The 22,053-nt window shown below is 69.5% G+C and carries 23 protein-coding genes; 9 read left to right on the forward strand and 14 right to left on the reverse strand.

Features of this window, described 5'->3' with window-relative positions:
* Nucleotides 1-20 precede the first annotated feature (20 nt).
* The 4 genes from FFS52_RS21410 (at nt 21) to FFS52_RS21425 (ending at nt 2,839) form a co-directional block, all read left to right on the forward strand.
* Entirely contained in the window at nt 21-329 is a 309-nt protein-coding gene (locus FFS52_RS21410) for a DUF3817 domain-containing protein (protein WP_137810882.1), read from the forward strand.
* Between the two features lie 49 nt (nt 330-378).
* The gene (locus FFS52_RS21415; protein WP_137810872.1) at nt 379-1,485 is read left to right on the forward strand and encodes a glycosyltransferase; all 1,107 of its coding nucleotides are present in this window, start codon (nt 379-381) and stop codon (nt 1,483-1,485) included.
* A 146-nt stretch (nt 1,486-1,631) separates the two neighbouring features.
* Nucleotides 1,632-2,204, forward strand: a complete 573-nt coding sequence (locus FFS52_RS21420; protein ID WP_137810873.1) for a TetR family transcriptional regulator — start codon at nt 1,632-1,634, stop codon at nt 2,202-2,204.
* The gene (locus FFS52_RS21425) at nt 2,201-2,839 is read left to right on the forward strand and encodes a GNAT family N-acetyltransferase (protein ID WP_058249996.1); all 639 of its coding nucleotides are present in this window, start codon (nt 2,201-2,203) and stop codon (nt 2,837-2,839) included. The genes FFS52_RS21420 and FFS52_RS21425 overlap by 4 nt, the downstream gene beginning before the upstream one ends.
* 29 nt (nt 2,840-2,868) lie before the next feature.
* On the opposite strand, the gene rdgB is transcribed toward FFS52_RS21425, so the two are convergent.
* From rdgB to clpS, 11 genes are all read right to left on the reverse strand, one after another.
* On the reverse strand, nt 2,869-3,483 hold the full coding sequence (gene rdgB / locus FFS52_RS21430) for an RdgB/HAM1 family non-canonical purine NTP pyrophosphatase (RefSeq protein WP_137810874.1): 615 nt from the start codon (nt 3,481-3,483) through the stop codon (nt 2,869-2,871).
* Nucleotides 3,483-4,238 (reverse strand): ribonuclease PH, encoded by a 756-nt coding sequence (rph, locus tag FFS52_RS21435; protein WP_058249994.1) that lies wholly within the window; start codon nt 4,236-4,238, stop codon nt 3,483-3,485. The genes rdgB and rph overlap by 1 nt, the downstream gene beginning before the upstream one ends.
* Before the next feature lie 35 nt (nt 4,239-4,273).
* Nucleotides 4,274-5,038 (reverse strand): cyclic nucleotide-degrading phosphodiesterase, encoded by a 765-nt coding sequence (locus tag FFS52_RS21440; RefSeq protein ID WP_058249993.1) that lies wholly within the window; start codon nt 5,036-5,038, stop codon nt 4,274-4,276.
* A gap of 78 nt (nt 5,039-5,116) precedes the next feature.
* Nucleotides 5,117-5,923 carry a glutamate racemase gene (gene murI, locus FFS52_RS21445; RefSeq protein ID WP_203235942.1) on the reverse strand — a complete coding sequence of 269 codons (807 nt, stop codon included), beginning with the start codon at nt 5,921-5,923 and terminating at the stop codon, nt 5,117-5,119.
* Nucleotides 5,923-6,552, reverse strand: a complete 630-nt coding sequence (locus tag FFS52_RS21450; protein ID WP_137810875.1) for a rhomboid family intramembrane serine protease — start codon at nt 6,550-6,552, stop codon at nt 5,923-5,925. The genes murI and FFS52_RS21450 overlap by 1 nt, the downstream gene beginning before the upstream one ends.
* A 25-nt stretch (nt 6,553-6,577) precedes the next feature.
* Nucleotides 6,578-7,549 carry a cysteine synthase gene (locus tag FFS52_RS21455; RefSeq protein WP_137810876.1) on the reverse strand — a complete coding sequence of 324 codons (972 nt, stop codon included), beginning with the start codon at nt 7,547-7,549 and terminating at the stop codon, nt 6,578-6,580.
* A gap of 2 nt (nt 7,550-7,551) precedes the next feature.
* Nucleotides 7,552-7,839, reverse strand: coding sequence for a MoaD/ThiS family protein (locus FFS52_RS21460; RefSeq protein ID WP_065629054.1), 288 nt, complete (start codon nt 7,837-7,839; stop codon nt 7,552-7,554).
* A gap of 2 nt (nt 7,840-7,841) precedes the next feature.
* Nucleotides 7,842-8,249 carry a M67 family metallopeptidase gene (locus FFS52_RS21465; RefSeq protein ID WP_137810877.1) on the reverse strand — a complete coding sequence of 136 codons (408 nt, stop codon included), beginning with the start codon at nt 8,247-8,249 and terminating at the stop codon, nt 7,842-7,844.
* A gap of 112 nt (nt 8,250-8,361) precedes the next feature.
* Complete coding sequence (locus FFS52_RS21470; protein ID WP_137810878.1) at nt 8,362-9,462, reverse strand: P1 family peptidase; 1,101 nt, start codon at nt 9,460-9,462, stop codon at nt 8,362-8,364.
* Between the two features lie 209 nt (nt 9,463-9,671).
* Entirely contained in the window at nt 9,672-10,247 is a 576-nt protein-coding gene (locus FFS52_RS21475; protein ID WP_137810879.1) for a DUF2017 domain-containing protein, read from the reverse strand.
* Between the two features lie 70 nt (nt 10,248-10,317).
* Entirely contained in the window at nt 10,318-10,641 is a 324-nt protein-coding gene (gene clpS, locus FFS52_RS21480) for an ATP-dependent Clp protease adapter ClpS (protein ID WP_058249987.1), read from the reverse strand.
* A gap of 19 nt (nt 10,642-10,660) precedes the next feature.
* On the opposite strand from clpS, the gene FFS52_RS21485 reads away from it, so the two are divergent.
* The 5 genes from FFS52_RS21485 to glgB all read left to right on the forward strand — a co-directional run bounded on the left by FFS52_RS21485 (nt 10,661) and on the right by glgB (nt 19,241).
* On the forward strand, nt 10,661-11,965 hold the full coding sequence (locus tag FFS52_RS21485) for a nicotinate phosphoribosyltransferase (protein WP_065629058.1): 1,305 nt from the start codon (nt 10,661-10,663) through the stop codon (nt 11,963-11,965).
* Between the two features lie 49 nt (nt 11,966-12,014).
* Nucleotides 12,015-12,626: an isochorismatase family protein gene (locus tag FFS52_RS21490; protein ID WP_068971708.1), complete on the forward strand. Its 612-nt coding sequence runs from the start codon at nt 12,015-12,017 to the stop codon at nt 12,624-12,626.
* Between the two features lie 124 nt (nt 12,627-12,750).
* On the forward strand, nt 12,751-14,847 hold the full coding sequence (locus FFS52_RS21495) for an ATP-dependent DNA helicase (protein WP_137810880.1): 2,097 nt from the start codon (nt 12,751-12,753) through the stop codon (nt 14,845-14,847).
* 163 nt (nt 14,848-15,010) lie between these two features.
* Nucleotides 15,011-17,011, forward strand: a complete 2,001-nt coding sequence (locus FFS52_RS21500) for a maltotransferase domain-containing protein (protein ID WP_068971709.1) — start codon at nt 15,011-15,013, stop codon at nt 17,009-17,011.
* A gap of 7 nt (nt 17,012-17,018) precedes the next feature.
* A complete protein-coding gene (glgB, locus tag FFS52_RS21505; protein ID WP_137810881.1) occupies nt 17,019-19,241 on the forward strand; it encodes a 1,4-alpha-glucan branching protein GlgB in 2,223 nt (740 codons plus the stop codon).
* Between the two features lie 73 nt (nt 19,242-19,314).
* On the opposite strand, the gene FFS52_RS21510 is transcribed toward glgB, so the two are convergent.
* From FFS52_RS21510 to FFS52_RS21520, 3 genes are all read right to left on the reverse strand, one after another.
* Entirely contained in the window at nt 19,315-20,271 is a 957-nt protein-coding gene (locus FFS52_RS21510; RefSeq protein ID WP_171011702.1) for a tetratricopeptide repeat protein, read from the reverse strand.
* A 95-nt stretch (nt 20,272-20,366) separates the two neighbouring features.
* A complete protein-coding gene (locus FFS52_RS21515; protein WP_171011699.1) occupies nt 20,367-21,518 on the reverse strand; it encodes an MFS transporter in 1,152 nt (383 codons plus the stop codon).
* A gap of 92 nt (nt 21,519-21,610) precedes the next feature.
* Nucleotides 21,611-22,006 carry a DUF3817 domain-containing protein gene (locus FFS52_RS21520; RefSeq protein ID WP_068971712.1) on the reverse strand — a complete coding sequence of 132 codons (396 nt, stop codon included), beginning with the start codon at nt 22,004-22,006 and terminating at the stop codon, nt 21,611-21,613.
* Between the last annotated feature and the right edge of the window lie 47 nt (nt 22,007-22,053).

A 22,053-nucleotide genomic window follows, 5' to 3' on the forward strand; every position in this document is an offset into this window, starting at 1 on the left:
CCCCCGCCCTCGCCGCCCCGGTGGAGAAGGTCCGCGGCGCGTTGTTGCGGTATCGCGTCCTCGCCTGGATCACCGGCGTGTGGTTGCTGCTGCTCGTCGTCGAACTCGTCCTGACCTACGGCTACGACAACCACGCTCTGGACTTCGTACCGTTCGTGCACGGCTGGGTGTACTTCGTCTACCTGATCATGGCCATCGACCTCGCTATCAAGGTCCGCTGGAGCGTCGGCAAGACCATCATCACCGCGATCGCGGGCACCATCCCCTTCCTGTCCTTCTGGTTCGAGCACAAGCGCACCAAGGAAGTGAAGGCGCAGTTCAACCTCTGATCTTCTCGCGCTGGTCGGCCGTTCACCCGGGTCGGGCTGACTGGACCCCGTGCGGATCGTCCAGCTCGCGAACTTCTACGGCGGCCGCTCCGGCGGTCTGCGCACCGCGGTGGACCGCTGGGGCGCCGGGTATGCCGGGGCCGGTCACGACGTCGTCCTGATCGTTCCCGGCGCCGATCCCGGCGAGGAGACGCTGAACTCTGGGGTCACGCGGATCACCGTGGCCGCACCGCGGATTCCCGCCTCGGGCGGCTACCGCCTGGCGTCGGCCCGCCGCGTCGCCGACGTCCTCGCCCATCTCCGTCCCGACGCCCTCGAGGTGTCCGACCGCCTCACCCTGCGCGGCTTCGGCCGGTGGGCTCGCAGGCGAGACATCCATTCGACGATGGTGTCCCATGAACGCCTCGACCGGCTGCTCGGCCAGGTCATGCCCGGCCGCTCCGCACGTGCACTGGCCGACCGCGCGAACGCGGCCACCGCCCGTGACTACGACACCGTCGTGTGCACCACCGACTTCGCCGCCGCGGAGTTCAATCGAGTGAGGGCGACCAACGTCGTCCGCGCCCCGCTCGGCGTCGACCTCGATGTCTTCGACCCACGGCACCTCGACCCGAACCTGGGCGCACGGTGGTCCGACGGCACCAGTGCGCTCATCGCCCACTGCGGACGCCTCTCGGTGGAGAAGCGCGCCGACCGCAGCATCGCCGCGCTCGGCAGACTCCATCGGTCGGGAACGCCGGCGCACCTGGTGATCGCGGGCGACGGGCCGATGCGAGCCCCGCTGCAGCATCTGGCCCGCGGATTGCCCGTGACCTTCCTGGGCCATCTCTCCGAGCGGAGTCAGGTCGCCGCCCTCCTCGCCAGCGCCGACATCTCCCTCTCCCCCGGTCCGCACGAGACCTTCTGCCTCTCCGCGCTGGAATCACTGGCCGCCGGCACACCGGTCATCGGGTCGCAGTCGTCGGCGGTCGCGACCCTGGTCGACGACACGTGTGGCGCGGCTGCCGAGGACTCCGGCCCGGGCTTCGCGAGCGCGATCCGGCAGGTCCTCAGCCTCCCCCGCGTCGACCGCGAACGGGCGGCGCGTCATCGAGCGACCCAGTACCCCTGGCCCGACTCGGTCGCGCGGATGTTGGGAGTCCACGCGGGCTGCTGAGCGCCCCTCTGCTTCGCCCCGTGCACAGGCGATGCATTTCGACGCCCGGTCGACGGGATCGAGCGCACAATTGAAACTGTACCGTCTGGACGGTATAGTTATATGTGATCCGGGAAGTCCCCGGGACATCGAGCACGGAGGGTCCGATGGCACGCACGTCCGGGCGGAGTGCTGCCGACACCCGACGGTTGATCCTCGACGCCGCGGCCCGGCTGATTGCGCGACACGGTGCCGCCGTGTCCGTCTCCGAGATCGCCGCCGCGGCCGGGGTGTCGAAGGGCGGACTGCTCTACCACTTCCCCGCCAAGGACGGCCTGCTCGAAGAACTCGCGGCGGACCTGATGGCCCAGTTCCGGTCGAACGTCGAACGGACCGCCGACGAGGAGGACGACGCGCCGGGACGGCTGACCAGGGCCTACATCCGGGTGAGTTTCGCCGACGCGCGAGACTCCGCCGGCCTGCGCGACCAGATCGCGCTGGCCGCCAGCCTGATGTACGAACCGGGCCCGGCCGCGCTCGCCCAGCAGGACGCCGATCACTGGCGTGCCGCGCTGTCCGACGACGGTCTCGACCCGGCGGTCACGCGGCTGATCATCGCGGCCGCCGACGGCTCGAACACCGCTCCCCTGTGGGGAGCCGTCCTCGACGACACCGAACGGGCCGCCCTCGAAGCAGACCTCATCGCTCTCACCCACACACACGCAAAGAAGGGATCATGACCGACATCACCTACCGCCCCTACCGTTCCACCGACGCCGAAGACGTCAAGAAGATCATCGACGAGGCGTTCTACATCCACCGCTACGTCCACGGACAACACGTCCTGGACGCGGCACTCGAGGTCTACCTCCGCGAGCAACTCGTCGCGAGTACCTGGAGTCGCGTCGCGGTGAAGGACGGCCGCGTGGTGGGAATCATCCTGGGACGGATCGACGGCGAGCCACATCTCGGCGAGCGGACGAAGAACCGCGCGCTGCTCTGGGCGCATACCGCCAGAGCTGCGATTCTCGGACTGCCCCAGTGGAAGTCGCTGCGGGCCCTGTTCGCTTTCGAGTCGGTGGCCCACCGGCTCGGCGCCGCGACGGGCACGTCGCTCGACGACGAACTGACCCTGTTCGCCGTCGCCTCGACGACGCGCGGACACGGCGTCGGAGCGGCGCTGTACGGCGCGTTCCTCGACCATCTCCGAAGCCGCGGCCGCTCCGACTTCCACCTGTACACAGACTCGCTGTGCACCTTCGGATTCTACGAGCGGCAGGGCATGTCACGTGCCGGCGCCGACGATATGGACATCCTGCTCGACGGCGAACCGCACACGCTGGGGGTCTACATCTACACCGGCGCCGCGAGCTGATCGGAGTCCGGACGCCGACGCAAGGGGGGTCAGCCCGCGAGCGCCCGCAGCGCCGGAACCAACTGCGCCAACGCTTTTCCGCGGTGACTGAGCCCGTCCTTCTCCGCCGGCGACAGCTCCGCCGCGGACCGGCCGTCGGCGATCTCGTCGTCCGGGGCGAACAACGGGTCGTACCCGAAACCGTGCGGCCCGCGCTCCTCCCGCAGGACCCGCCCACGCCACTCGCCGCGCACCACCGTCTCCGTCCCGCCCGGCAGCACGAGCGCGCAGGCCGAGACGAACGCGGCGCCGCGTCGTTCGTCCGGGGTGTCCGACAGCTGGGCGAGCAGCAGCGCGTTGTTGGCCGGGTCGTCCCCGTGCCGGCCCGACCAACGCGCCGACAGCACGCCCGGCATGCCGTTCAGGGCATCGACCGCGATACCGGAATCATCCGCGAGACATGGGATTCCGATGGCCTTTGCACCCGCGCGGGCCTTGATCAGCGCATTGTCCTCGAAGGTGGCACCGGTCTCGGGTTCCTCCGGGTACTCGGCCACGGCGTCGAGACCGATGACCTCCACCCTGGTGATTCCCGCGGCGTCGACGACGCGCTGGAGCTCGGCGAGCTTCTTGCCGTTGCGGCTCGCGAGAAGCACCGAGGACATCAGGCCCGTCCGGGAAGTTCGCCGGGGTACGGCTCGGCGAGTACGGCTCGCTGCGCCTCGAACAGCTTCTCGGTTCCGATCGCGGCCACGTCGAGCAGCGCATCGAGCGTCGAGCGCGGGAACGTCGCACCCTCGCCGGTGCCCTGCACCTCGACGAGCGTGCCGGCGTCGGTCGCCACGACGTTCATGTCCACCTCGGCGCGCGAATCCTCTTCGTAGGGAAGGTCGAGTCGGACGCGGCCGTCGACGACCCCCACGCTGACCGCGGCGATCGCGCACGAAAGCGGTTGCGGGTCGGACAGTTTGCCCGCGGCACGCAGGTAGGTGATCGCGTCCGCCAGCGCGACATAGGCACCGGTGATGGCTGCGGTGCGGGTACCGCCGTCAGCCTGCAGGACGTCGCAGTCCAGGGCGATGGTGTTCTCGCCCAGGGCACCGAGATCGACGCACGCACGCAGCGACCGGCCGATGAGTCGACTGATCTCGTGGGTGCGACCACCCACCCGGCCCTTGACCGATTCACGTGACGACCGGTCGTGGGTGGCGGCGGGCAACATCGCGTACTCCGCGGTCAGCCAGCCCAAGCCTGAACCACGACGCCACGGCGGGACACCCTCGGTGACACTCGCGGTGCACATCACCCGCGTCTTGCCGAATTCCACCAGGACCGAACCCGCCGGATGGCTGGTGAAACCGCGGGTGAACGTGATGGGACGGAGTTCGTCGTCGGCTCTGCCGTCAGCTCGTGTGGTCACGGGTCTCACTGTAACGACCGGCGCGGACACGACAGCTAGGTGAGGTCGAAGACCTGTCCCTGGCTGACGAGCTCCGTCGGACCGGAGAACGTGCTGCGGGCCTCGGCGAGGATCTCCGCCGAATCGGACCACGGGGCGACGTGGGTGATCGCGAGTGTTCGGACGTTCGCCTTGGTCGCGGCCTCCCCCGCCTCGATGCCCGACATGTGCAGATCCGGTGGGCGCTCCGAGGGCGCATGGGTCCACGACGCCTCGCACAGGAACAGGTCGGCGTCGGCCGCGAGGTCGATGAGTTCGTCGCACGGCGCGGTGTCTCCGCTGTAGGCGATGACCTGGCCGTCGGGACCGGTGATCCGCAGACCGAAGGTGTCGGGCGGATGATTGACGTTCATCGCCCGGATTCGCATCCCGCCCAGGGTGATCTCCTGGTCGTCGCTCCACTCGTGGACGTCGAAGGTGTCGGTGATGTCGTCGAGCTGTCCGGGGAATTCCGACGACCCGTAGCCGATCCGGAGGGCGGTGCCGGGTGGGCCGTAGAGCGGCGCCCGCCGCCGTGCCGGCTGTGGTGCGTACCGACGCCAGACGAGCATCGCGGGCAGATCGAGGCAGTGATCGGCGTGGAGATGACTGAGGACGACGGCGACATTGTTGGGGTCGGTGACGCGCTGCAGTTCGCCGAAGACACCCGGGCCGCAGTCCACGAGGACCGGTTGTTCACCGGGTACGGAGAGCAGGTAGCCGGAGCACGCGGCTCCCGGTCCGCCCACACTGCCCGAGCACCCGAGGACCGTGAGACGCATAGGCCCCACTGTGCCACGATTCCGCGCGCGGGCGGCGGCATACGGGTCACAAGTGCGCGGCGATGCGCGGTTGACCCCTCACACGTGCTGCACGGCTCCGATCACCGGCCCCAGGAATCGGTTCGACAGTTTCGCGAAGAGCTCCGGGTCACCGGTCGCCTGGAAGACGCGGGTGGCGTCGCGGCCGGTGTGCGGGTGCAGCAGGTCGGCCTCGGTGAGGACCCGGAAGAGGTCTTTCGCCGTCTCCTCCGCGCTCGACACCAGGGTGACCTCGTCGCCCATCGCCAGCTGGATGACCCCGGACAGCAGCGGGTAGTGGGTGCAGCCGAGGACCACGGTGTCCACGCCGGCCTGCTGCAGTGGTTCGAGGTAGCCCTGCGCGAGCCCGAGGATCTGTCGGCCGCTGGTGATCCCGCGTTCGACGAAGTCGACGAACCGCGGACAGGGCACCGCGGTGATCACCGCATCGCGTGCCGCCGCGAACGAATCCTGATATGCCCGTGAGAAAATCGTCGCCTCGGTGCCCAGCACGCCGATTCGGCCCGTCTTGGTGGCGACCACCGCGCGGCGCACCGCCGGCAGCACGACTTCGATGACCGGGATGGGGGCGTATCGCTCGCGCGCGTCGCGGAGGCAGGCGGCCGAGGCGGTGTTGCAGGCGATGACGATGGCCTTGACCCCTCGCTCGGCGAGGTCGTCGCCGATCGCGAGGGCGTGGCGTCGGATCTCGGGGATCGTCAGCGGACCGTACGGCCCGTTGGCCGTGTCTCCGATGTAGACGATGTCCTCGTCCGGCAACAGATCGATGATCGCGCGCGCCACCGTCAGTCCCCCGACACCCGAGTCGAAGATCCCGATGGGTGCGTCCTGGCCGCCCGCCGGGATTATGGCGCGACCCCCGGTGCGGTGACCGCCGGCTTCCGTCGATCCCGGGCCGCGAGTGCCCACGCCGCGAACACGCCGGCGATCGCGCCGAACAGGTGGGCCTGCCAGGAGACCAGGGGATCCGAGGGCAGGACGCCCCACAGGATCGATCCGTACACGAGGAACAGCACAAGGCCGCCGAGGATCTGCCACAGATCGCGGTTGAACAGGCCGCGGACGATGAGGAAGGTGAGCCAGCCGAACACGATGCCCGACGCCCCGACGGTGATCGAGTACGGCGCTGCGAACAGCCACACACCGACCCCCGACACCACCCAGATGATGCCGGTGACGATGAGGAACCGCCGCGTCATCAACACGAGAAAGCACAGCACCGCGCCGGGCATCAGGTTGGCGAACAGGTGTTGCCAGTCGCCGTGCAGCATCGGCGCCCACAGGATGCCGTCCAGTCCGTCGACCTGTCGTGGTTCGATGCCGTTCTGGTCGAGGTCGTAGTGGGTCGCCACGTCGATGGCCTCGATGACGAACAGCACCGCGACGATGCACGCGGTGATGATCGCCGAACGCAGCCACAGCGGACGCGCGCGTCGCGCGGGCTGCTGCCCGACCGGCGGGGTGTACGAGCTCATGGCTGGAAAGTCCTCGGTAGCGGGGTCAGGCCCAGAGCTGGCCTTCGAGTGCCTGCTCCGCGTCGTCGAGACTACCTTCGTACGCCCCGGTCGACAGATACTTCCATCCCGCGTCGGGCACGACGAAGCCGATGTCGGCGCGGGTCCCGGCCTTCAGTGCCCGTCGGCCGATACCACGCGCGGCCTGCAGGATCGCACCGGTGGAGATCCCCGCGAAGATGCCCTCGAGGTCGATCAGTTCCCGCACCCGCGCGACCGCGTCGACGCCGGTCACCGAGAAGCGGCGGGTCAGCACCGAGTCGTCGTAGAGCTCGGGGATGAAACCCTCGTCGATGTTGCGCAGGCCGTAGACCTCGTCGCCGTACCGGGGTTCGGCGGCGACGATCTCGATATCGGGGTTGCGTTCGCGCAGGAACCGCCCGACGCCCATCAGCGTTCCGGTCGTGCCGAGCCCGGCGACGAAGTGGGTGATCTCGGGCAGGTCGGCGTACAACTCGGGGCCGGTGCCCTCGTAATGCGCCGCGACGTTCGCCGCGTTGCCGTACTGGTAGAGCATCACCCAGTCGGAATTGTCCGCGGCGAGGCCCTTGGCCACCGCGACCGCGGTGTTGGAGCCGCCCGCCGCGGGTGAGGAGATGACCTGCGCGCCGAACATCCGCAACAGCGAACGGCGTTCCTCCGAGGTGTTCTCGGGCATCACGCAGATCAGTTGGTAGCCCTTGAGTTTCGCCGCCATCGCGAGCGAGATGCCGGTGTTGCCGCTTGTGGGTTCGAGGATCGTCGAGCCCGGCCGCAGCAACCCGTCGCGTTCGGCCTGTTCGATCATCCGCAGCGCGGGGCGGTCCTTGATGGATCCGGTCGGGTTCCGGTCCTCGAGCTTGGCCCACAGGCGGACGTGCGGGCCCTCGTCGGAGTCGTCCCAGCGCGGCGAGAGCCGTTGCAGACCGATGAGCGGGGTGTTGCCGACCGAGTCGATCAGGGAGTCGTAGCGGGCCACGCTCAGCCGCCGGCGACCGCGGGCAGGATGGTCACCTCGTCACCGTCGTCGATCGGGGTGTCGAGGCCGCCGGAGAAACGCACGTCCTCGTCGTTGACGTAGATGTTGACGAACCGGTGCAGTTTGGCGGTGCCGTTCTCGTCGGGCGCGACGAGTCGTTCCTTCAGCCCGGCGTTGCCCGTCTCGAGGTCGTCGATCAGGGCGGCCAGCGTCGAACCCGACCCCTCGACGCGCTTCTCCCCGCCGGTGTGGGTACGCAGGATCGTCGGGATGGATACGGTGACAGACATTCTCAGCTCCTGATCTCGATCTCTTCTTCGGTGACCGCACCGTCGACGATGCGATAGCTACGGATCTCGGCGGTCTCGGGGTCGCGCGTGGACACCAGCACGTAATGGACGCCGGGCTCGCCGGCGTAGGAGATGTCGGTGCGGCTCGGGTACGCCTCGGTGGCGGTGTGCGAGTGGTAGATCACGACGGGTTCCTCGTCACGGCGGTCCATCTCCCGCCACACCGCGAGCTGCTCGGCCGAGTCGAAACGGTAGAAGGTCGGCGACCGCTCGGCGTTGATCATCGCGATGAAACGCTTCGGATCGTCGGAACCCTCCGGCCCGGCGATCACCCCGCAGGCCTCGTCGGGGTGGTCGGCGCGCGCGTGCGCGACCATGGCGTCGACCAGCTCCTGCCCGATCTTCAGCATCGGTGTCGCATTCTCCTGTCCACACGTGTCCGCACCCGGGAACCCCGGGTTCCCCGAGGCGCAACATCGTCGCCGCGGCACCTATTCCGTTCGCCGTCCCGACGACCCCCGGTCAGCGGAATGCCGACGGCGCCGTCTGTGCGTAGGTGGGGATCGATGCGACCGGTTCCGCCGCGAGGACCGCGTTCACGATCGCCCGCTGGACGACGTCGGCCGCGGCCCGGCACACCTCGGCGACTACCGCGACGTCGGCATGCATACCCGCCGGCGCCGGCATCGGTGTCGCCGGCCGGACCGCGCCCGTGGCGATGCCGAAGATCGTGTCACCGTCGAGCGGGGAGTGCGCGGGCCTGATCGCCCGCCCGAGACCGTCGTGTCCGGCCATCGCCAGCCGCTTGGTCATCGGCGCGTCGAGCACGGCATCGGTGGCCACGACACCGATCGTCGTGTTGAGCACGGTGTGCTTCGCCGCGAGGTCGGCGAGCGAGTCGATGTCGGCGGCCGATGGCCGGCGCAACCCGAGGCGGCCCAGTTCGGTCTCGCCGAGGTCCCACGGCAGCCCGGTCTGCGGGTCGATGACCGCCCCGACCGGGTTGGCGACCATCAGTGCGCCGACGGTGATGCCGGCCGCGGGACCGGCGTCGAACGTCATCGACGCCGTTGCGACCCCGCCCTTGAGCGCGCCGGCCCGGGCGCCGACACCCGCACCCACACACCCGACGGCGAATTCCGTGTCCGCCGCGCGGACCGCGTCCACTCCGAAGTCCGCGTCGGGTCGGTGGTCCCAGGCACCGACGGGGAGGTCGAAGATCACCGCGGCGGGGACGATCGGCACCACGTGCCCGCGGTCGTCGAGCGGGAGTCCGATCCCGTCGGCCTCCAGCGCGCGCATGACCCCGTCGGCGGTGGCCAGTCCGTAGGCACTACCTCCGCTGAGCACGATGGCGTGCGCGGTCTGGACCGTGTTCGACGGGTCGAGGAGATCGGTTTCGCGGGTGCCCGGACCGCCACCGCGGACGTCGACGGCGGCGATGGCGCCCGGCGCCGACACCCGTACGACGGTGGTCCCGGTGGCCCACCCGTGACCGTCGGGGGCCTCCGGTGCACCGGCGACCCGGGCGTCGGGGTCGACGCGGTGCGCGTGCCCGACGGCGAGGCCGGCGATGTCGGTGATGCGATTGCCGGCCGGGGCCGGTCGGCCGAGTGTGCTCACGAGACCCCTGACGTCGAAGCGGACGAAGTTCCCGAACGGAACCCTAATGGTGTGTCTCGGAAACAGGTGGCCGGTATCCGGTGGAGCGATCGGTGGTCTGGCAAGGCGGAGGAGGGAGGGATAGCGGAGCTATCTCGACCGACGACAACGCAGCCAGGCGCCGATCGAGCGCCGGAGACCAGTCGCTTATTTCCGAGACACACCACTAGTCACATCAGGGCTTCGACGAGGAGGTCCTGCATCACCGTGAGCCAGTGGTAGACGTCGAGATGCGCCGCATGCGGGTGGTCGGGCGGCAACTGCTCGGGCGTGTCCTCGGAGATCCCGAGCATCGCGCCGAGTGCCAGTCGCACGTCGTTGAGCGAGGTGAGCCACGCCGCGGCCTCGTCGGGAGTCAGGGCGAAGTCCCCGCCCCCGGCCGGCAGGGTGTCGAGCAACACCCGGGCGGCGCCCAGCTTGGCGTCGATGATCTGTGGTTCGTGAACGCTCCGCAGCGCCGAGTTCAGTTCGCCGTTGACGACCTCGGCGGAGAGTTCGTCGTCCTGGTCGGGCCGGTGGAAATCCGGGAGGAGACGGCCCAGGGTCACATCGTCGGGTGCCTGCGAGTGCCCGACGTCGATACCGGTCAGCCTCGCGAGGTCGTCGCGGGGCGCGGAATCGGCTCGTTCGGTGAGCAATTCGCACATCGACGTGACCATCGACGCGAGCAGCTCTGCTTCGTGCGCGTCGAGTTGCGATGCGATGCGCATCGTCTCGCCGCGCCCCTTGCGTTTCCAGGTGCGCACGCGTCCCAGTGTGCCTGCCGCGCCGCGAAGGCCGCCCGACCGGTTCGGAGTCGTCCACGGCCGGTCCGGGTCACGAATCCCGCTGCATCGTCGCCCACAGGCCCGCGGCGTGCAGCTTCGCGACGTCGGCCTCGACCTTTTCTCGGTCCCCGGAGGAGACCACTGCCCTGCCCTCGGTGTGGACCTGCATCATCAGTTCGTTGGCGCGGGACTCGGAGTAGCCGAAGATCTTCTGGAAGACGAAGGTGACGTACCGCATCAGATTGACCGGGTCGTCCCACACGATCGTCATCCAGGGCTTGTCGAGTCCCGCCGCGCCGTCGGCGACCTCTGGTTCGGCAACCGCCGTACCGCCGGGGGTAGCCTCGTGCGCACGAGTTTCGTCAGGCGCCATGAGGACAGGGTAGGCGATTGTGAGCAACGACAACACCGCGCTGCTGACCGATCAGTACGAACTGACGATGGTCGCAGCGGCACTTCGCCACCCGGTTGCGCACCGCCAGTGCGCATTCGAGGTCTTCGCGCGCCGCCTCCCCGACGGCCGGCGCTATGGCGTGGTGGCCGGAACCGGCCGCGTTCTCGACGAGCTCGCGGCGTTCCGGTTCGGCGACGAGGAGATCGCCGTGGTCGAGCGATTCCTCGACGCGGACACGGTGGCCTGGCTGCGGGACTATCGGTTCTCCGGTGACATCGACGGCTACCGGGAGGGCGAACTCTACTTCCCCGGTTCGCCGATCCTCACCGTCCGCGCGCCCTTCGCGGAGGGGGTCCTCCTCGAGACCCTGATCCTCTCGATCCTCAACCACGACAGCGCGATCGCGTCGGCCGCGGCACGCATGGTCAGCGCGGCGGGGTCGCGCCCGATCATCGAGATGGGCTCGCGGCGCACCCATGAGCGCGCCGCGGTCGCCAGTGCGCGCGCCGCCTACATCGCCGGTGTCGCCGCCACCTCGAACCTCGAGGCGGCCCGGAGCTTCGGCGTACCCAGCGCGGGCACCGCCGCCCACGCCTTCACCCTCGGTTTCACCGGCCCGGACGGGCCCGACGAGAAGGCCGCGTTCGCCGCGCAGATCGAGGCCCTCGGGATCGGTACCACGCTGCTGGTCGACACCTACGACATCACCCAGGGCGTGCGCAACGCCATCGAGGTGGCCGGCCCCGGACTCGGTGCCGTGCGCATCGACTCCGGCGACCTCGGGGTGCTGGCGCGCCAGGTCCGCGCGCAACTCGACGACCTGGGCGCGACGGAGACGAAGATCGTCGTGTCCGGTGATCTCGACGAGTACGCGATCGCCTCGCTGCGCGCCGAGCCGGTCGACACCTACGGGGTCGGGACGTCCCTGGTCACCGGGAGCGGGGCGCCGACGGCGGGGATGGTGTACAAACTCGTCGAGGTCGACGGCCTGCCGGTGGCCAAACGGGCGAGTCACAAGGAGTCGCGCGGCGGCGCCAAGTCGGCCGTGCGGGCGGCCCGGTCGAGCGGCACGATCGTGGAGGAGATCGTGTATCGCGCCGACGGCACCCGCCCCGCGCCGGACGGGCTCGGCATCCGGGACCTGCAGATCCCGCTCGTCCGCGGTGGGACGCCCGTGGCGTCGCTGCCCACTCTCACCGATGCCCGCGCGCACCTCGCGGCCGGCCTGGTCAGCTTGCCCTGGGAGGGTCTCGGCCTGTCCCATGGAGATCCCGCGGTGCCGACCCGCTACGAGCTCGGCTGACCGCACCCCGACGCCCGGAACCGATGTCCCCCGACGACAGGAGAATTGGATGAGCGCCGAACGCAGCGACGGCACCCGTCCCGCCGACGCGCTGATCGTCGTCGACGTACAGAACGACTTCTGCGAGGGCGGCGCCCTCGGGGTGAACGGTGGCGCCGCGGTCGCACGGGCGGTCACGTCGATCCTCGACGAATACCAGACCGTCGTCGCGACCCGCGACTATCACATCGACCCCGGTGCGCACTTCTCCGACGACCCCGATTACGTCGACACCTGGCCACCGCACTGCCGCGTCGGCACCGACGGTGTCGCGTTCCACCGCGAATTCGACGCCGCGGCGGCGCACGAGGTCTTCTCCAAGGGCGAGTACAGCGCCGCATACTCCGGCTTCGAGGGCGCGGCCGCCGACGGCTCCACCCTCGCCGTGTGGTTGCGGGAACGGAAGGTGAAGTCGGTCGACATCGTCGGCATCGCCACCGACCACTGCGTGCGCGCGACCGCGCTCGACGCCGTGGAGGCCGGCTTCACCACCCGGGTCCTCCTCAACTTCACCGCCGGTGTCGCGCCCGAGACGACGTCGAAGGCTCTCTCGGCGCTGCGGCAGGCGGGTGTCGAACTCGTGGGCGACCTGCTCTACGACGGGTCGAGTCGGACCGGGTAGCAGCGCCGTGGTCCCGACCACGATCCCGATCTCGACAGCGGGAACCGACCGGGCCCGCGATACGTCTGAAAGAACACCGTTCCCGCGCACGGCGAACCCAGCAAGGACAACCGGAACACACCTCATGCCCAACACACCCCCGGTGACCGACCTTCTCGACGCGGCGGTCACCGCACTCGGCGGTCGCCGCCGCGACGGTCAGGTCGCGATGGCCTCCGCGGTGGCGCATGCCATCGACACCGGCGAGCATCTCGCGGTCCAGGCCGGCACCGGCACCGGCAAGTCGCTGGCCTACCTCGTGCCGGCCATCCGGCACGCCGTCGAGAGCGGCCGCACCGTCGTGGTGTCCACCGCGACGATCGCGTTGCAGCGCCAGCTCATCGAGCGCGATCTCCCCCGCCTGGCCAAGGCGCTGAAGAAGCCGATCGGCCGCGAGCCCACCTTCGCGATTCTCAAAGGGCGCGGAAACTATCTGTGCCTGAACAAGATCCACTCCGGTACCGCCGACGAGCCGGACACCGAGCTGTTCGACCCGTTCGAGCTGTCGCGCACCGGCCGGGAGGTCACGCGTCTGCGGGAGTGGAGCAGCGAGACCGAGACCGGCGACCGGGACGACCTCGTCCCCGGCGTCTCCGACCGGTCGTGGCGGCAGGTCAGCGTCACCGCCCGCGAGTGCCTGGGCGCGGCCAACTGCTCCTACGGCGAGGACTGCTTCGCCGAGCAGTCCCGCCGTCGGTCCGGGAAGGTCGACGTGGTGGTGACCAACCACGCGCTGCTGGCCATCAACGCCACGAGCCCGGCCAACGTCTTGCCCGAGCACGACGTCGTCGTCATCGACGAGGCCCACGAGCTCGTCGACCGGATGACGTCGGTGGCCACCGACGAACTGTCGGCGGCCTCGGTGGCGCTCGTCGCACGCCGGTGCGGGAAGCTCGTCGACGAGGAGACCGCCGACGCCCTCCTGGGCGCCGGTGAACAGCTGGGCGAATTGCTCGACAACGCGCCGATGCGCCAGTGGACCGGCCTGCCGTCCGACGCCACCGCTGTCCTCGTGATGCTGCGGGACCGGCTGTGGCAGGCGCGCACCGCGATCGGACCGGTACGGATGGCCGGCGCCGACGACGGCGCGACGGCCGCCCGCTCGGCGGCCCTGACCTCACTCGAGGACATGCACGACACCGTCGTCCGCGTACTCGGTGCGTTCGACGAACCCGACGAGGCGAAGCGGCGCGACGTCGTGTGGGCGTCACTGGACACCTCACGCCGCGGGGCCGAGCCCCGGCCCATCCTGCACATCGCACCCCTGTCGGTCGGCGGCCTGCTCCGGGCCTCCCTGTTCGGCGACGCCACGGTCATCCTGACCTCGGCGACCCTCACGATCGGCGGCTCCTTCGACGCCCTCGCCGCGACCTGGGGACTCCCGGCGTCGGGGCGCGGGACCGACCGTCCGGTGACAGACGAGACGAGCCCCGCAGCGGGGTCGAGCACAGCCGACGTCACCGCCAGCGGGAAGGCGGTCCCGTCCGATTCGGGTTCGGCACGCTGGACCGGCCTCGATGCCGGCTCGCCCTTCGACTATCCGCGGTCGGCGATCCTCTACGTCGCACGTCACCTCCCCCGACCCGACCGCTCGGGCATCTCGTCGCGGACGATGGACGAGATCGCCGAGCTCGTGAACTCCGCCGGCGGACGCACGCTCGGTCTGTTCTCCTCGATGCGCGCGGCGCGCGAAGCCGCCGACGCGATCCGCGACCGCACCGACCACCCGGTGCTGTGTCAGGGCGACGACACGACGTCCACCCTGGTCCGGCGGTTCGCCGACGACCCGGCGACCTGCCTGTTCGGCACCTTGTCCCTGTGGCAGGGGGTCGACGTGCCGGGCCCGTCGTTGAGCCTCGTGCTCATCGACCGCATCCCCTTCCCTCGTCCCGACGATCCGCTGCTGACCGCCCGGCAACGTGCGGTCGACGCGCGCGGCGGCAACGGATTCCTGTCGGTGGCGGCCAACCACGCCGCACTGTTGCTCGCCCAGGGCGCCGGCCGCCTGCTGCGTTCGGTCGACGACCGCGGGGTCGTCGCGGTCCTCGACTCCCGACTGGCCACGGCGGGGTACGGCGGCTATCTGCTCGCGTCCCTGCCCCCGATGTGGCGTACCACCGACCCCGCGGTCGTCCGTTCGGCCCTGGCGCGATTGACCGATCCCGCCCGTTCGGTGGGCTGACCTCGACCGACCCCGCCGCGCCCGGCCCGCCCGACACGGCGGGCGATCCATGACAAGACAATCCCGTCCGCGGGGCACTAGGTTGGGTACCGGTGATACCAACGAAGGCGAGACCGACAGCGCACCCCGGCCACTCACGGGAGCTGACGACAGGAGGCTCCACGTGATCGGGCGCATGGGTATCGACGACATCGCACCCCTTGTGTCAGCGGGCCAGCAACCTGCCAAAGCCGTTGTGGGAGAATACTTCCCGGTCAGCACCACGGCCTGGCGCGAAGGACACGACGCGCTCGGCGTCACACTGCACGTCGAGGCTCCGCGACGCGGGCCGTTCGATGTCCGGATGGTTCCCGCGCCGGAACCGGACACCTTCAACGCAGCCTTCGTCCCCGACGCCGTCGGATTCTGGTCGTACCGGATCGAGGCCTGGAGCGACCCGTACGCCACGTGGCGTTCGGCCGTTCTGAAGAAGCTCGACGCCGGGCAGGGCGCCGCCGACCTCGCCAACGACATCGAGACCGGCGCGCGGGTACTGGACACCGCAGCCGACCTGGTCGCCGGTGATGACCGAGAACTCCTGCTCGACGCCGCGCGCCAGCTCCGCGCACGTCGTCGCCGTGTCGAGAACCGGGTGGGTCTGGCGGTCTCCGACGAGGTCGTCGAACTGCTGACCGCCCATCCCGTCCGGGAGCTCGTCACCAAGAGTCGTACCTACCGGGTGTGGGTCGATCGCAAGCGCGCACTGTTCGGCTCGTGGTACGAACTGTTCCCGCGCTCGACCGGCGGCTGGGACGGTGAGGGCAATCCCGTCCACGGCACGTTCCTCACCGCCGCCCAGGATCTGCCGCGCGTCGCGGACATGGGCTTCGATGTCGTCTACCTGCCGCCGATCCACCCGATCGGCGAGATCAACCGCAAGGGCCCCAACAACACCCTCGTCGCGGGACCCGAGGATGTCGGTTCGCCGTGGGCCATCGGATCATCCGACGGCGGGCACGACGCCATCCATCCCCTGCTCGGCACCGAGGAGGACTTCGAGTACTTCGTCGGCCGGGCTCGCGAACTCGGCCTCGAGGTCGCGCTCGATCTGGCCCTGCAGTGCGCACCGGATCATCCGTGGGCGCTCGAGCATCCGGAGTGGTTCACCACCCAGCCCGACGGCACCATCGCCTTCGCGGAGAACCCGCCGAAGAAGTACCAGGACATCTACCCACTGAACTTCGACAACGACCGCAACGGCATCTACCGCGCGGTCCTCAAGGTCGTCCTGCACTGGGTCGGGCTCGGAGTCGACATCTTCCGCGTCGACAATCCGCACACCAAGCCGCCGAACTTCTGGGAGTGGCTGATCAGTGAGGTGAAGAAGCGGCACCCCGACGTGCTGTTCCTCTCCGAGTCCTTCACCCGGCCGGCGCGGCTCTACGGCCTCGCGCGGCTCGGCTTCAGCCAGAGCTACACCTACTTCACCTGGAAGACGCTGAAGTGGGAGCTCGAGCAGTTCGGCCGGGAGATCGCCGACCACGCCGACGAGGCCCGCCCCAACCTCTTCGTCAACACCCCCGACATCCTGCACGAGAGTCTTCAGCACGGCGGTCCGGGCATGTTCGCACTGCGCGCCGCGCTCGCCGCGACCCTGGCCCCGACATGGGGTGTCTACAGCGGATACGAGCTGTACGAGCACGTCGCCGTGACCGAGGGCAGCGAGGAGTACCTCAACTCGGAGAAGTACGAGCTGCGGCCCCGTGACTACAAGGCGGCGGCGAGCCGCGGCGAGTCGCTCGAGCCGTGGATCACCTCGCTGAACGAGATCCGGCGCCGGCACCCCGCACTGCAGCAGCTGCGCAACATCCATTTCCACCATGTCGACAACCCGTCGCTGATCGCCTACTCGAAGATCGACCCGGTGTCGGGTGACCGGGTCATCGTGGTGATCAACCTGAACCCGTTCGGCCCCGAGGACTCCACGGTCTGGCTCGACCTGCCGAAGCTCGGCTTCGAGTGGTACGACCGCTTCCCCGTCCGCGACGAGGTCTCCGGCGAGGAGTACTGGTGGGGCCAGGACAACTACGTCCGGCTCGAGCCCTGGCGGGCGGTGGCGCACATCCTCGCCTTGCCGCCCCTCGAACCTGTTGCCGCACAACAGCTCGCCTATCGGATCCAGTGAGGTATCAGTGACCGATCGCACCGATCCGCCAGACCTACCCGACCCCTACGCGACCGACCACGACCTGCGTCGGCTCGCGGCGCAGACCCATCCCGATCCACACGCCTTCCTCGGCGCCCACGACGCGCCCGGCGGCGCGACGATCCTGCGCACCCTGCGCCCGAACGCGATCTCGGTGTCGGTGGTCATCGGCGGAGTCGATCATCCGATGACCCGCCAGACCGACGACCTGTGGGTGGTCACGGTGCCGATGGCCGACCTGATGGACTACCGGTACCGCGTCGTCTACCCCGATTCCGCCGGCGGCACGTCGGAATTCGTCGTGGCCGACGGTTACCGGTTCCTGCCGAGCCTCGGCGACGTCGACATCCATCTGTTCAGCGAGGGCCGCCACGAGGAACTGTGGAACGCCCTCGGCGCGCGGGTGACGTCGTACACGACCACCGACGGCGACGTGCACGGCACCGCCTTCTCCGTGTGGGCGCCGAACGCCCACGGTGTCACCGTGATCGGCGACTTCGACGACTGGACCGGGCGCGTTGCGCCGATGCGCAAGGTCGGGGTCAGCGGCGTGTGGGAGGTCTTCATCCCCGACGTCGGCGACGGGACCCACTACAAGTTCCGCGTCCATGGCGCCGACGGCGTCATTCGCGACAAGGCCGACCCCATGGCCTTCCGCACCAGCACGCCCCCGGCAACCGCGTCCCGGGTCACCGTGGCCGAACACGTCTGGACCGACGACGCGTGGATCGCGCGCCGGGAACGGTCCGCGCCCGAACGTGAGCCGATGAGCGTCTACGAGGTCCACCTCGCCTCCTGGCGTCAAGGCCTCGGCTACCGCGAACTCGCGCACGAGCTGGCCGATTACGCCGTCGAGAAGGGCTTCACCCACGTCGAGTTCCTGCCCGTCGCCGAGCACCCGTTCGGCGGTTCCTGGGGTTACCAGGTCACGTCGTACTACGCGCCGACGGCGCGCTTCGGAACGCCCGACGACTTCCGCTACCTCGTCGACCACCTGCACTCCCGGGACATCGCCGTGATCGTCGACTGGGTGCCGGCCCACTTCCCCAAGGACGACTGGGCGCTCGCCCGATTCGACGGCACCCCGCTGTACGAGCACGCCGATCCGATGCGCGGCGAGCAGCTCGACTGGGGCACCTACGTCTTCGACTTCGGCCGGCACGAGGTCCGCAACTTCCTCGTGGCGAACGCCCTGTTCTGGTTCAGCGAGTTCCACATCGACGGTCTCCGCGTCGACGCGGTGGCCTCGATGCTCTACCTGGACTACTCACGACCGGCCGGGCAATGGCGCCCCAATGTGCACGGCGGTCGCGAGAACCTGGAGGCGGTGCAGTTCCTCCAGGAGACCAATGCGACTGTGCACAAACATTTCCCGGGCGTGATCACGGTGGCCGAGGAGTCGACCGCATGGCCGGGCGTGACCCGCATGACCGATCTCGGCGGGCTGGGCTTCAGCTTCAAGTGGAACATGGGCTGGATGCACGACACCCTCGACTACCTGTCCCGCGATCAGATCCACCGCAGCTTCCACCACCACGAGATCACCTTCTCGCTGGTGTACGCGTGGAGCGAGAACTTCGTGCTGCCGCTCTCCCACGACGAGGTCGTGCACGGCAAGGGCACGCTGTGGACGCGGATGCCGGGCGATTCGTTCGCCAAGGCCGCGGGCGTGCGGGTCTACCTCGCCTACATGTGGTCCCACCCCGGCAAGCAACTGCTGTTCATGGGACAGGAGTTCGGGCAGACCGGCGAATGGGCAGACAATCGGAGCCTGGACTGGCATCAGCTCGAGGGCTGGGAGGGCGAACTGCACTCCGGTATCTCGGCCCTCGTCACCGACCTGAACCGGATCTACCGGTCCCGACCGGCGCTGTACACCCAGGACATCGATCCGCTGGGTTACGAGTGGATCGACGCCAACGACACCGCCAACAACGTGATCAGTTTCCTCCGGTACGGCACCGACGGATCGGTCGTCGCGTGCCTGTTCAACCTGAGCGGCTCCGACCGCGCCGATTATCAGGTCGGGTTGCCCTCGGCCGGGGTCTGGGACGAGATCCTCAACACCGATGCCGACGCCTACAGCGGTGCCGGGCGGGGCAACATGGGGTCGGTCTCGGCGGACGGGCCGTCGTACCACGGACGCCCTGTCTCCGCGCGCGTGATGCTGCCCGCCAACTCGGCGATCTGGCTGGTGCCGCGGGAGTAGTGGTGTGTCTCGGAATCAGTCGCCTGGTTCCGAGACACACGACTCAGACTCCCGCGGCAGTGGCCTCAGCCCGTCAGTAGAGGGCGCTGGCCAGCTTGCGCCGGGCGCTCACGACGAACTGCTCGGCGGGATCGAAGAGTTCGAACAGCTCGAGCAGCCGGGTGCGCGCCCGGGTGCGCTCCTCCCCCGCGGTCACGCGCACGACATCGATGATGCGGTCGAACGCGGCTTCGGGCTGTTGGTTGAGCAGCAGGACGTCCGCGGCCGCGAGCTGCGCGTCGACGTCACGGGGGGACGCCGTCTCCACGATGGTGGGATCGTGCGCCTGTGCCCGCAGGATGAACTCGAGGTTCCGCGCGGCGGACACCGCTTCGAGGTTCTCCGGCTCGGCCTCGGCGATCGCCCGGTAGTCGGCGAGTGCGCCGTCGAAGTCGCCGTCGTTCAGCTTCGTCTCGGCGGCGACCAGCCTCGGGTCCTCGGGCTCCGGCTCGGGTGCGGGCCCGTCGGGAACGCCCGGGAGGATGTCGCCGATCTGGGCGAAGATGTCGTCGATCCACTGGGTGATCTCGGCCTCGGAGCGCACCCCGTTGAAGGCGGTCACCGGCTGTCCCTGCACGATCGCGACGACCATCGGGATCGACTGCACCCGAAACGCCTGTGCGATACGGGGATTGGCGTCGACGTCGACCTTCGCCAGCACCCAGCGCCCGCCCGACTGCGCGGCGAGCCGTTCGAGGACCGGCGACAACTGCTTGCACGGCCCGCACCATTCCGCCCACAGGTCGATGACCACGAGCTGCTGCATCGACCGGTTGAGCACCTCGGCCTCGAACGTCTCCTCGGTGACGTCGAGGACCGCGGTCGCCGCGGTTCCCGCACCGGCGGCCGGCGATTGCCCGCCCTCGGCGGGCGGCTCACCGGGCGCGGCAGGTCGTGCTGCGGCCTGCGACTGGGCCCGTTGCGCTTGTGCGCGTTCGGCTTCGGCCCGCTCCTTGAGTACGCCGAGATCCACCGCGCCGGACATGGCCATGGCTGCTGCCGCCTGCTGTCGGGCCGCGGCGGCGGCCTGCTGACGATTGGTTGGTCGCGTCACCCCTCCAGTGTGTCACGACCGCCCACGCGGAATCAGATGACGTCGGGCGAACGCGTTCCGTCCGGTGCGGCGGTGCGCGTGCGGTCCGGACGAACGACCGGCGCGAGAAAGACGGCAAGGACGAGTGCCGCCACGGCCGCGAGCAACCCGGTGTTCAGCGAGGTCCGGCTGCTGATGAAGCCGACGACCGCGGGACCGGCGAGCATGCCGAGATAGCCGCATCCGACGACGGCGGAGATCGTCCGGCCGCTCGACTCCCCCGACAGATTGCCCGCCGCGGTGAAGATCTGCGGGATCAGCCCCGCCAGACCCAGTCCGAACACGCCCCATCCCACGATGGCGAGCGCGGGTACGGGCGAGAGCACCGCGATCAGGATCCCGGCGGTGCCGAGCAGGCCGCCGTAGCGGACGACCGCCACCGGACCCACCGACCCGACGACCGGGTCGATCACGAAGCGCGCAATGGTCATCGTCGCGCTGAACGCGCCGAACGCGATGGCGCCGACGGCTTCGGCGGAACCGAAGGTCTCGACCACGTGCAGTGCACTCCAGTCGTAGGCGGTGCCCTCGGCGAGCATGAGGGCGAACGCGACCACCGCCAGCAGCACCAGGCGGCGCCGGTCCACGGTGTGCCACCACTTCCCGGACGCGGGGCCGTCGGTGTCTGCACCGCGTGCACTCGCATCGTCGGTCCCCACCTCGTCACCGGCCAGACCGCGCGCGTTCCACGCCACGACGCCGATGCCGGCCGCCGCGGCGCAGGCCACGGTGAGGACGACACCGACGTCGGCCCACAGGGTTGCCGCGACCACTCCCGAACCCACGAGACTGCCCGCCGAGAAGAACCCGTGGAACGACGACATGATCGGTCGGCCGTAGGCCCGTTCGACCACGACCGCCTGCGCGTTCATCGACACGTCCAGGCAACCGTTGGCGAATCCGAAGGCGACGAGCGCGGCGGCGAGCGTCAGGGCGTCGGCGGCGAGCACCGGGGCGACGATGACCGCCGACAGCAGCAGCGCGGCACCGATCGTCACCGGGCGGGACCCCCGACGGTCGATCAGACGGCCGCAGACCTGCATGCCGACGAACGCCGACGCGCCGAGCAACAGCAACAGTCCGCCGAGTTGGTCGTGATCGACTCCGGTGCGCGCACTGATGACCGGGATGTGGGCCACCCACATCGCGGCGAGAAACCCGTTGAGCGCGAAGATCGCCCCGACGCTGCGACGGGAGCGCCGGAGCGTCGGGGCGATCGAAGGCGGGATCGGGGCGGTCAGGCCGTGGCCTGCCTGGGCGCGCGGTCGGTGGACAGTTCGGCGAGATGGCCGTTACGGCGCGCCCACCACTCGAACACGATCGTGCCGAACGGCGGGAGGCTCGAGACCAGCGCCAGCAGGGTGACGATCGGGATTCCGATCCGCCGCGAACCCGCCGGCAGCTCCCACTTCACCGCGTTCCACTTGAGCTGCATCGCCGTGATCAGGGCGACGACCACGAAGATCACGAAGACGATCCCGTGGATCATGCCCGGCTTGGCGATGGCCTCGTCGTCGTCGTTGACCCGCTTGACGACCATGGCGACCAGCAGGACCGCCCAGGTGATCGCCTCGGCGACGGCGACGAACCGGAAGCGCTTGGCGGGAGTGGTCAGGTCGAAGAATGACAGCATGGCCCTCATTGTGCCGAATCGGACAGCAAACTACTACAAGATGTCGT

Origin of the sequence: Gordonia sp. ALPHA1B1 (assembly GCF_005502615.1) — a bacterium.
In the GTDB taxonomy this organism is placed as follows: domain Bacteria; phylum Actinomycetota; class Actinomycetes; order Mycobacteriales; family Mycobacteriaceae; genus Gordonia; species Gordonia hongkongensis.

What these genes read in the sequence shown, in the direction of transcription:
- FFS52_RS21420 (WP_137810873.1), top strand. Translation starts at nt 1,632, where the DNA reads ATGGCACGCACGTCCGGGCGGAGTGCTGCCGACACCCGACGGTTGATC.
- FFS52_RS21425 (WP_058249996.1), top strand. Translation starts at nt 2,201, where the DNA reads ATGACCGACATCACCTACCGCCCCTACCGTTCCACCGACGCCGAAGAC.
- rdgB (WP_137810874.1), bottom strand. Translation starts at nt 3,483, where the DNA reads ATGTCCTCGGTGCTTCTCGCGAGCCGCAACGGCAAGAAGCTCGCCGAG.
- FFS52_RS21440 (WP_058249993.1), bottom strand. Translation starts at nt 5,038, where the DNA reads ATGCGTCTCACGGTCCTCGGGTGCTCGGGCAGTGTGGGCGGACCGGGA.
- FFS52_RS21450 (WP_137810875.1), bottom strand. Translation starts at nt 6,552, where the DNA reads ATGAGCTCGTACACCCCGCCGGTCGGGCAGCAGCCCGCGCGACGCGCG.
- FFS52_RS21460 (WP_065629054.1), bottom strand. Translation starts at nt 7,839, where the DNA reads ATGTCTGTCACCGTATCCATCCCGACGATCCTGCGTACCCACACCGGC.
- FFS52_RS21465 (WP_137810877.1), bottom strand. Translation starts at nt 8,249, where the DNA reads ATGCTGAAGATCGGGCAGGAGCTGGTCGACGCCATGGTCGCGCACGCG.
- clpS (WP_058249987.1), bottom strand. Translation starts at nt 10,641, where the DNA reads ATGGCGCCTGACGAAACTCGTGCGCACGAGGCTACCCCCGGCGGTACG.
- FFS52_RS21490 (WP_068971708.1), top strand. Translation starts at nt 12,015, where the DNA reads ATGAGCGCCGAACGCAGCGACGGCACCCGTCCCGCCGACGCGCTGATC.
- FFS52_RS21495 (WP_137810880.1), top strand. Translation starts at nt 12,751, where the DNA reads ATGCCCAACACACCCCCGGTGACCGACCTTCTCGACGCGGCGGTCACC.
- FFS52_RS21510 (WP_171011702.1), bottom strand. Translation starts at nt 20,271, where the DNA reads ATGGCCATGTCCGGCGCGGTGGATCTCGGCGTACTCAAGGAGCGGGCC.
- FFS52_RS21515 (WP_171011699.1), bottom strand. Translation starts at nt 21,518, where the DNA reads ATGTGGGTGGCCCACATCCCGGTCATCAGTGCGCGCACCGGAGTCGAT.
- FFS52_RS21520 (WP_068971712.1), bottom strand. Translation starts at nt 22,006, where the DNA reads ATGCTGTCATTCTTCGACCTGACCACTCCCGCCAAGCGCTTCCGGTTC.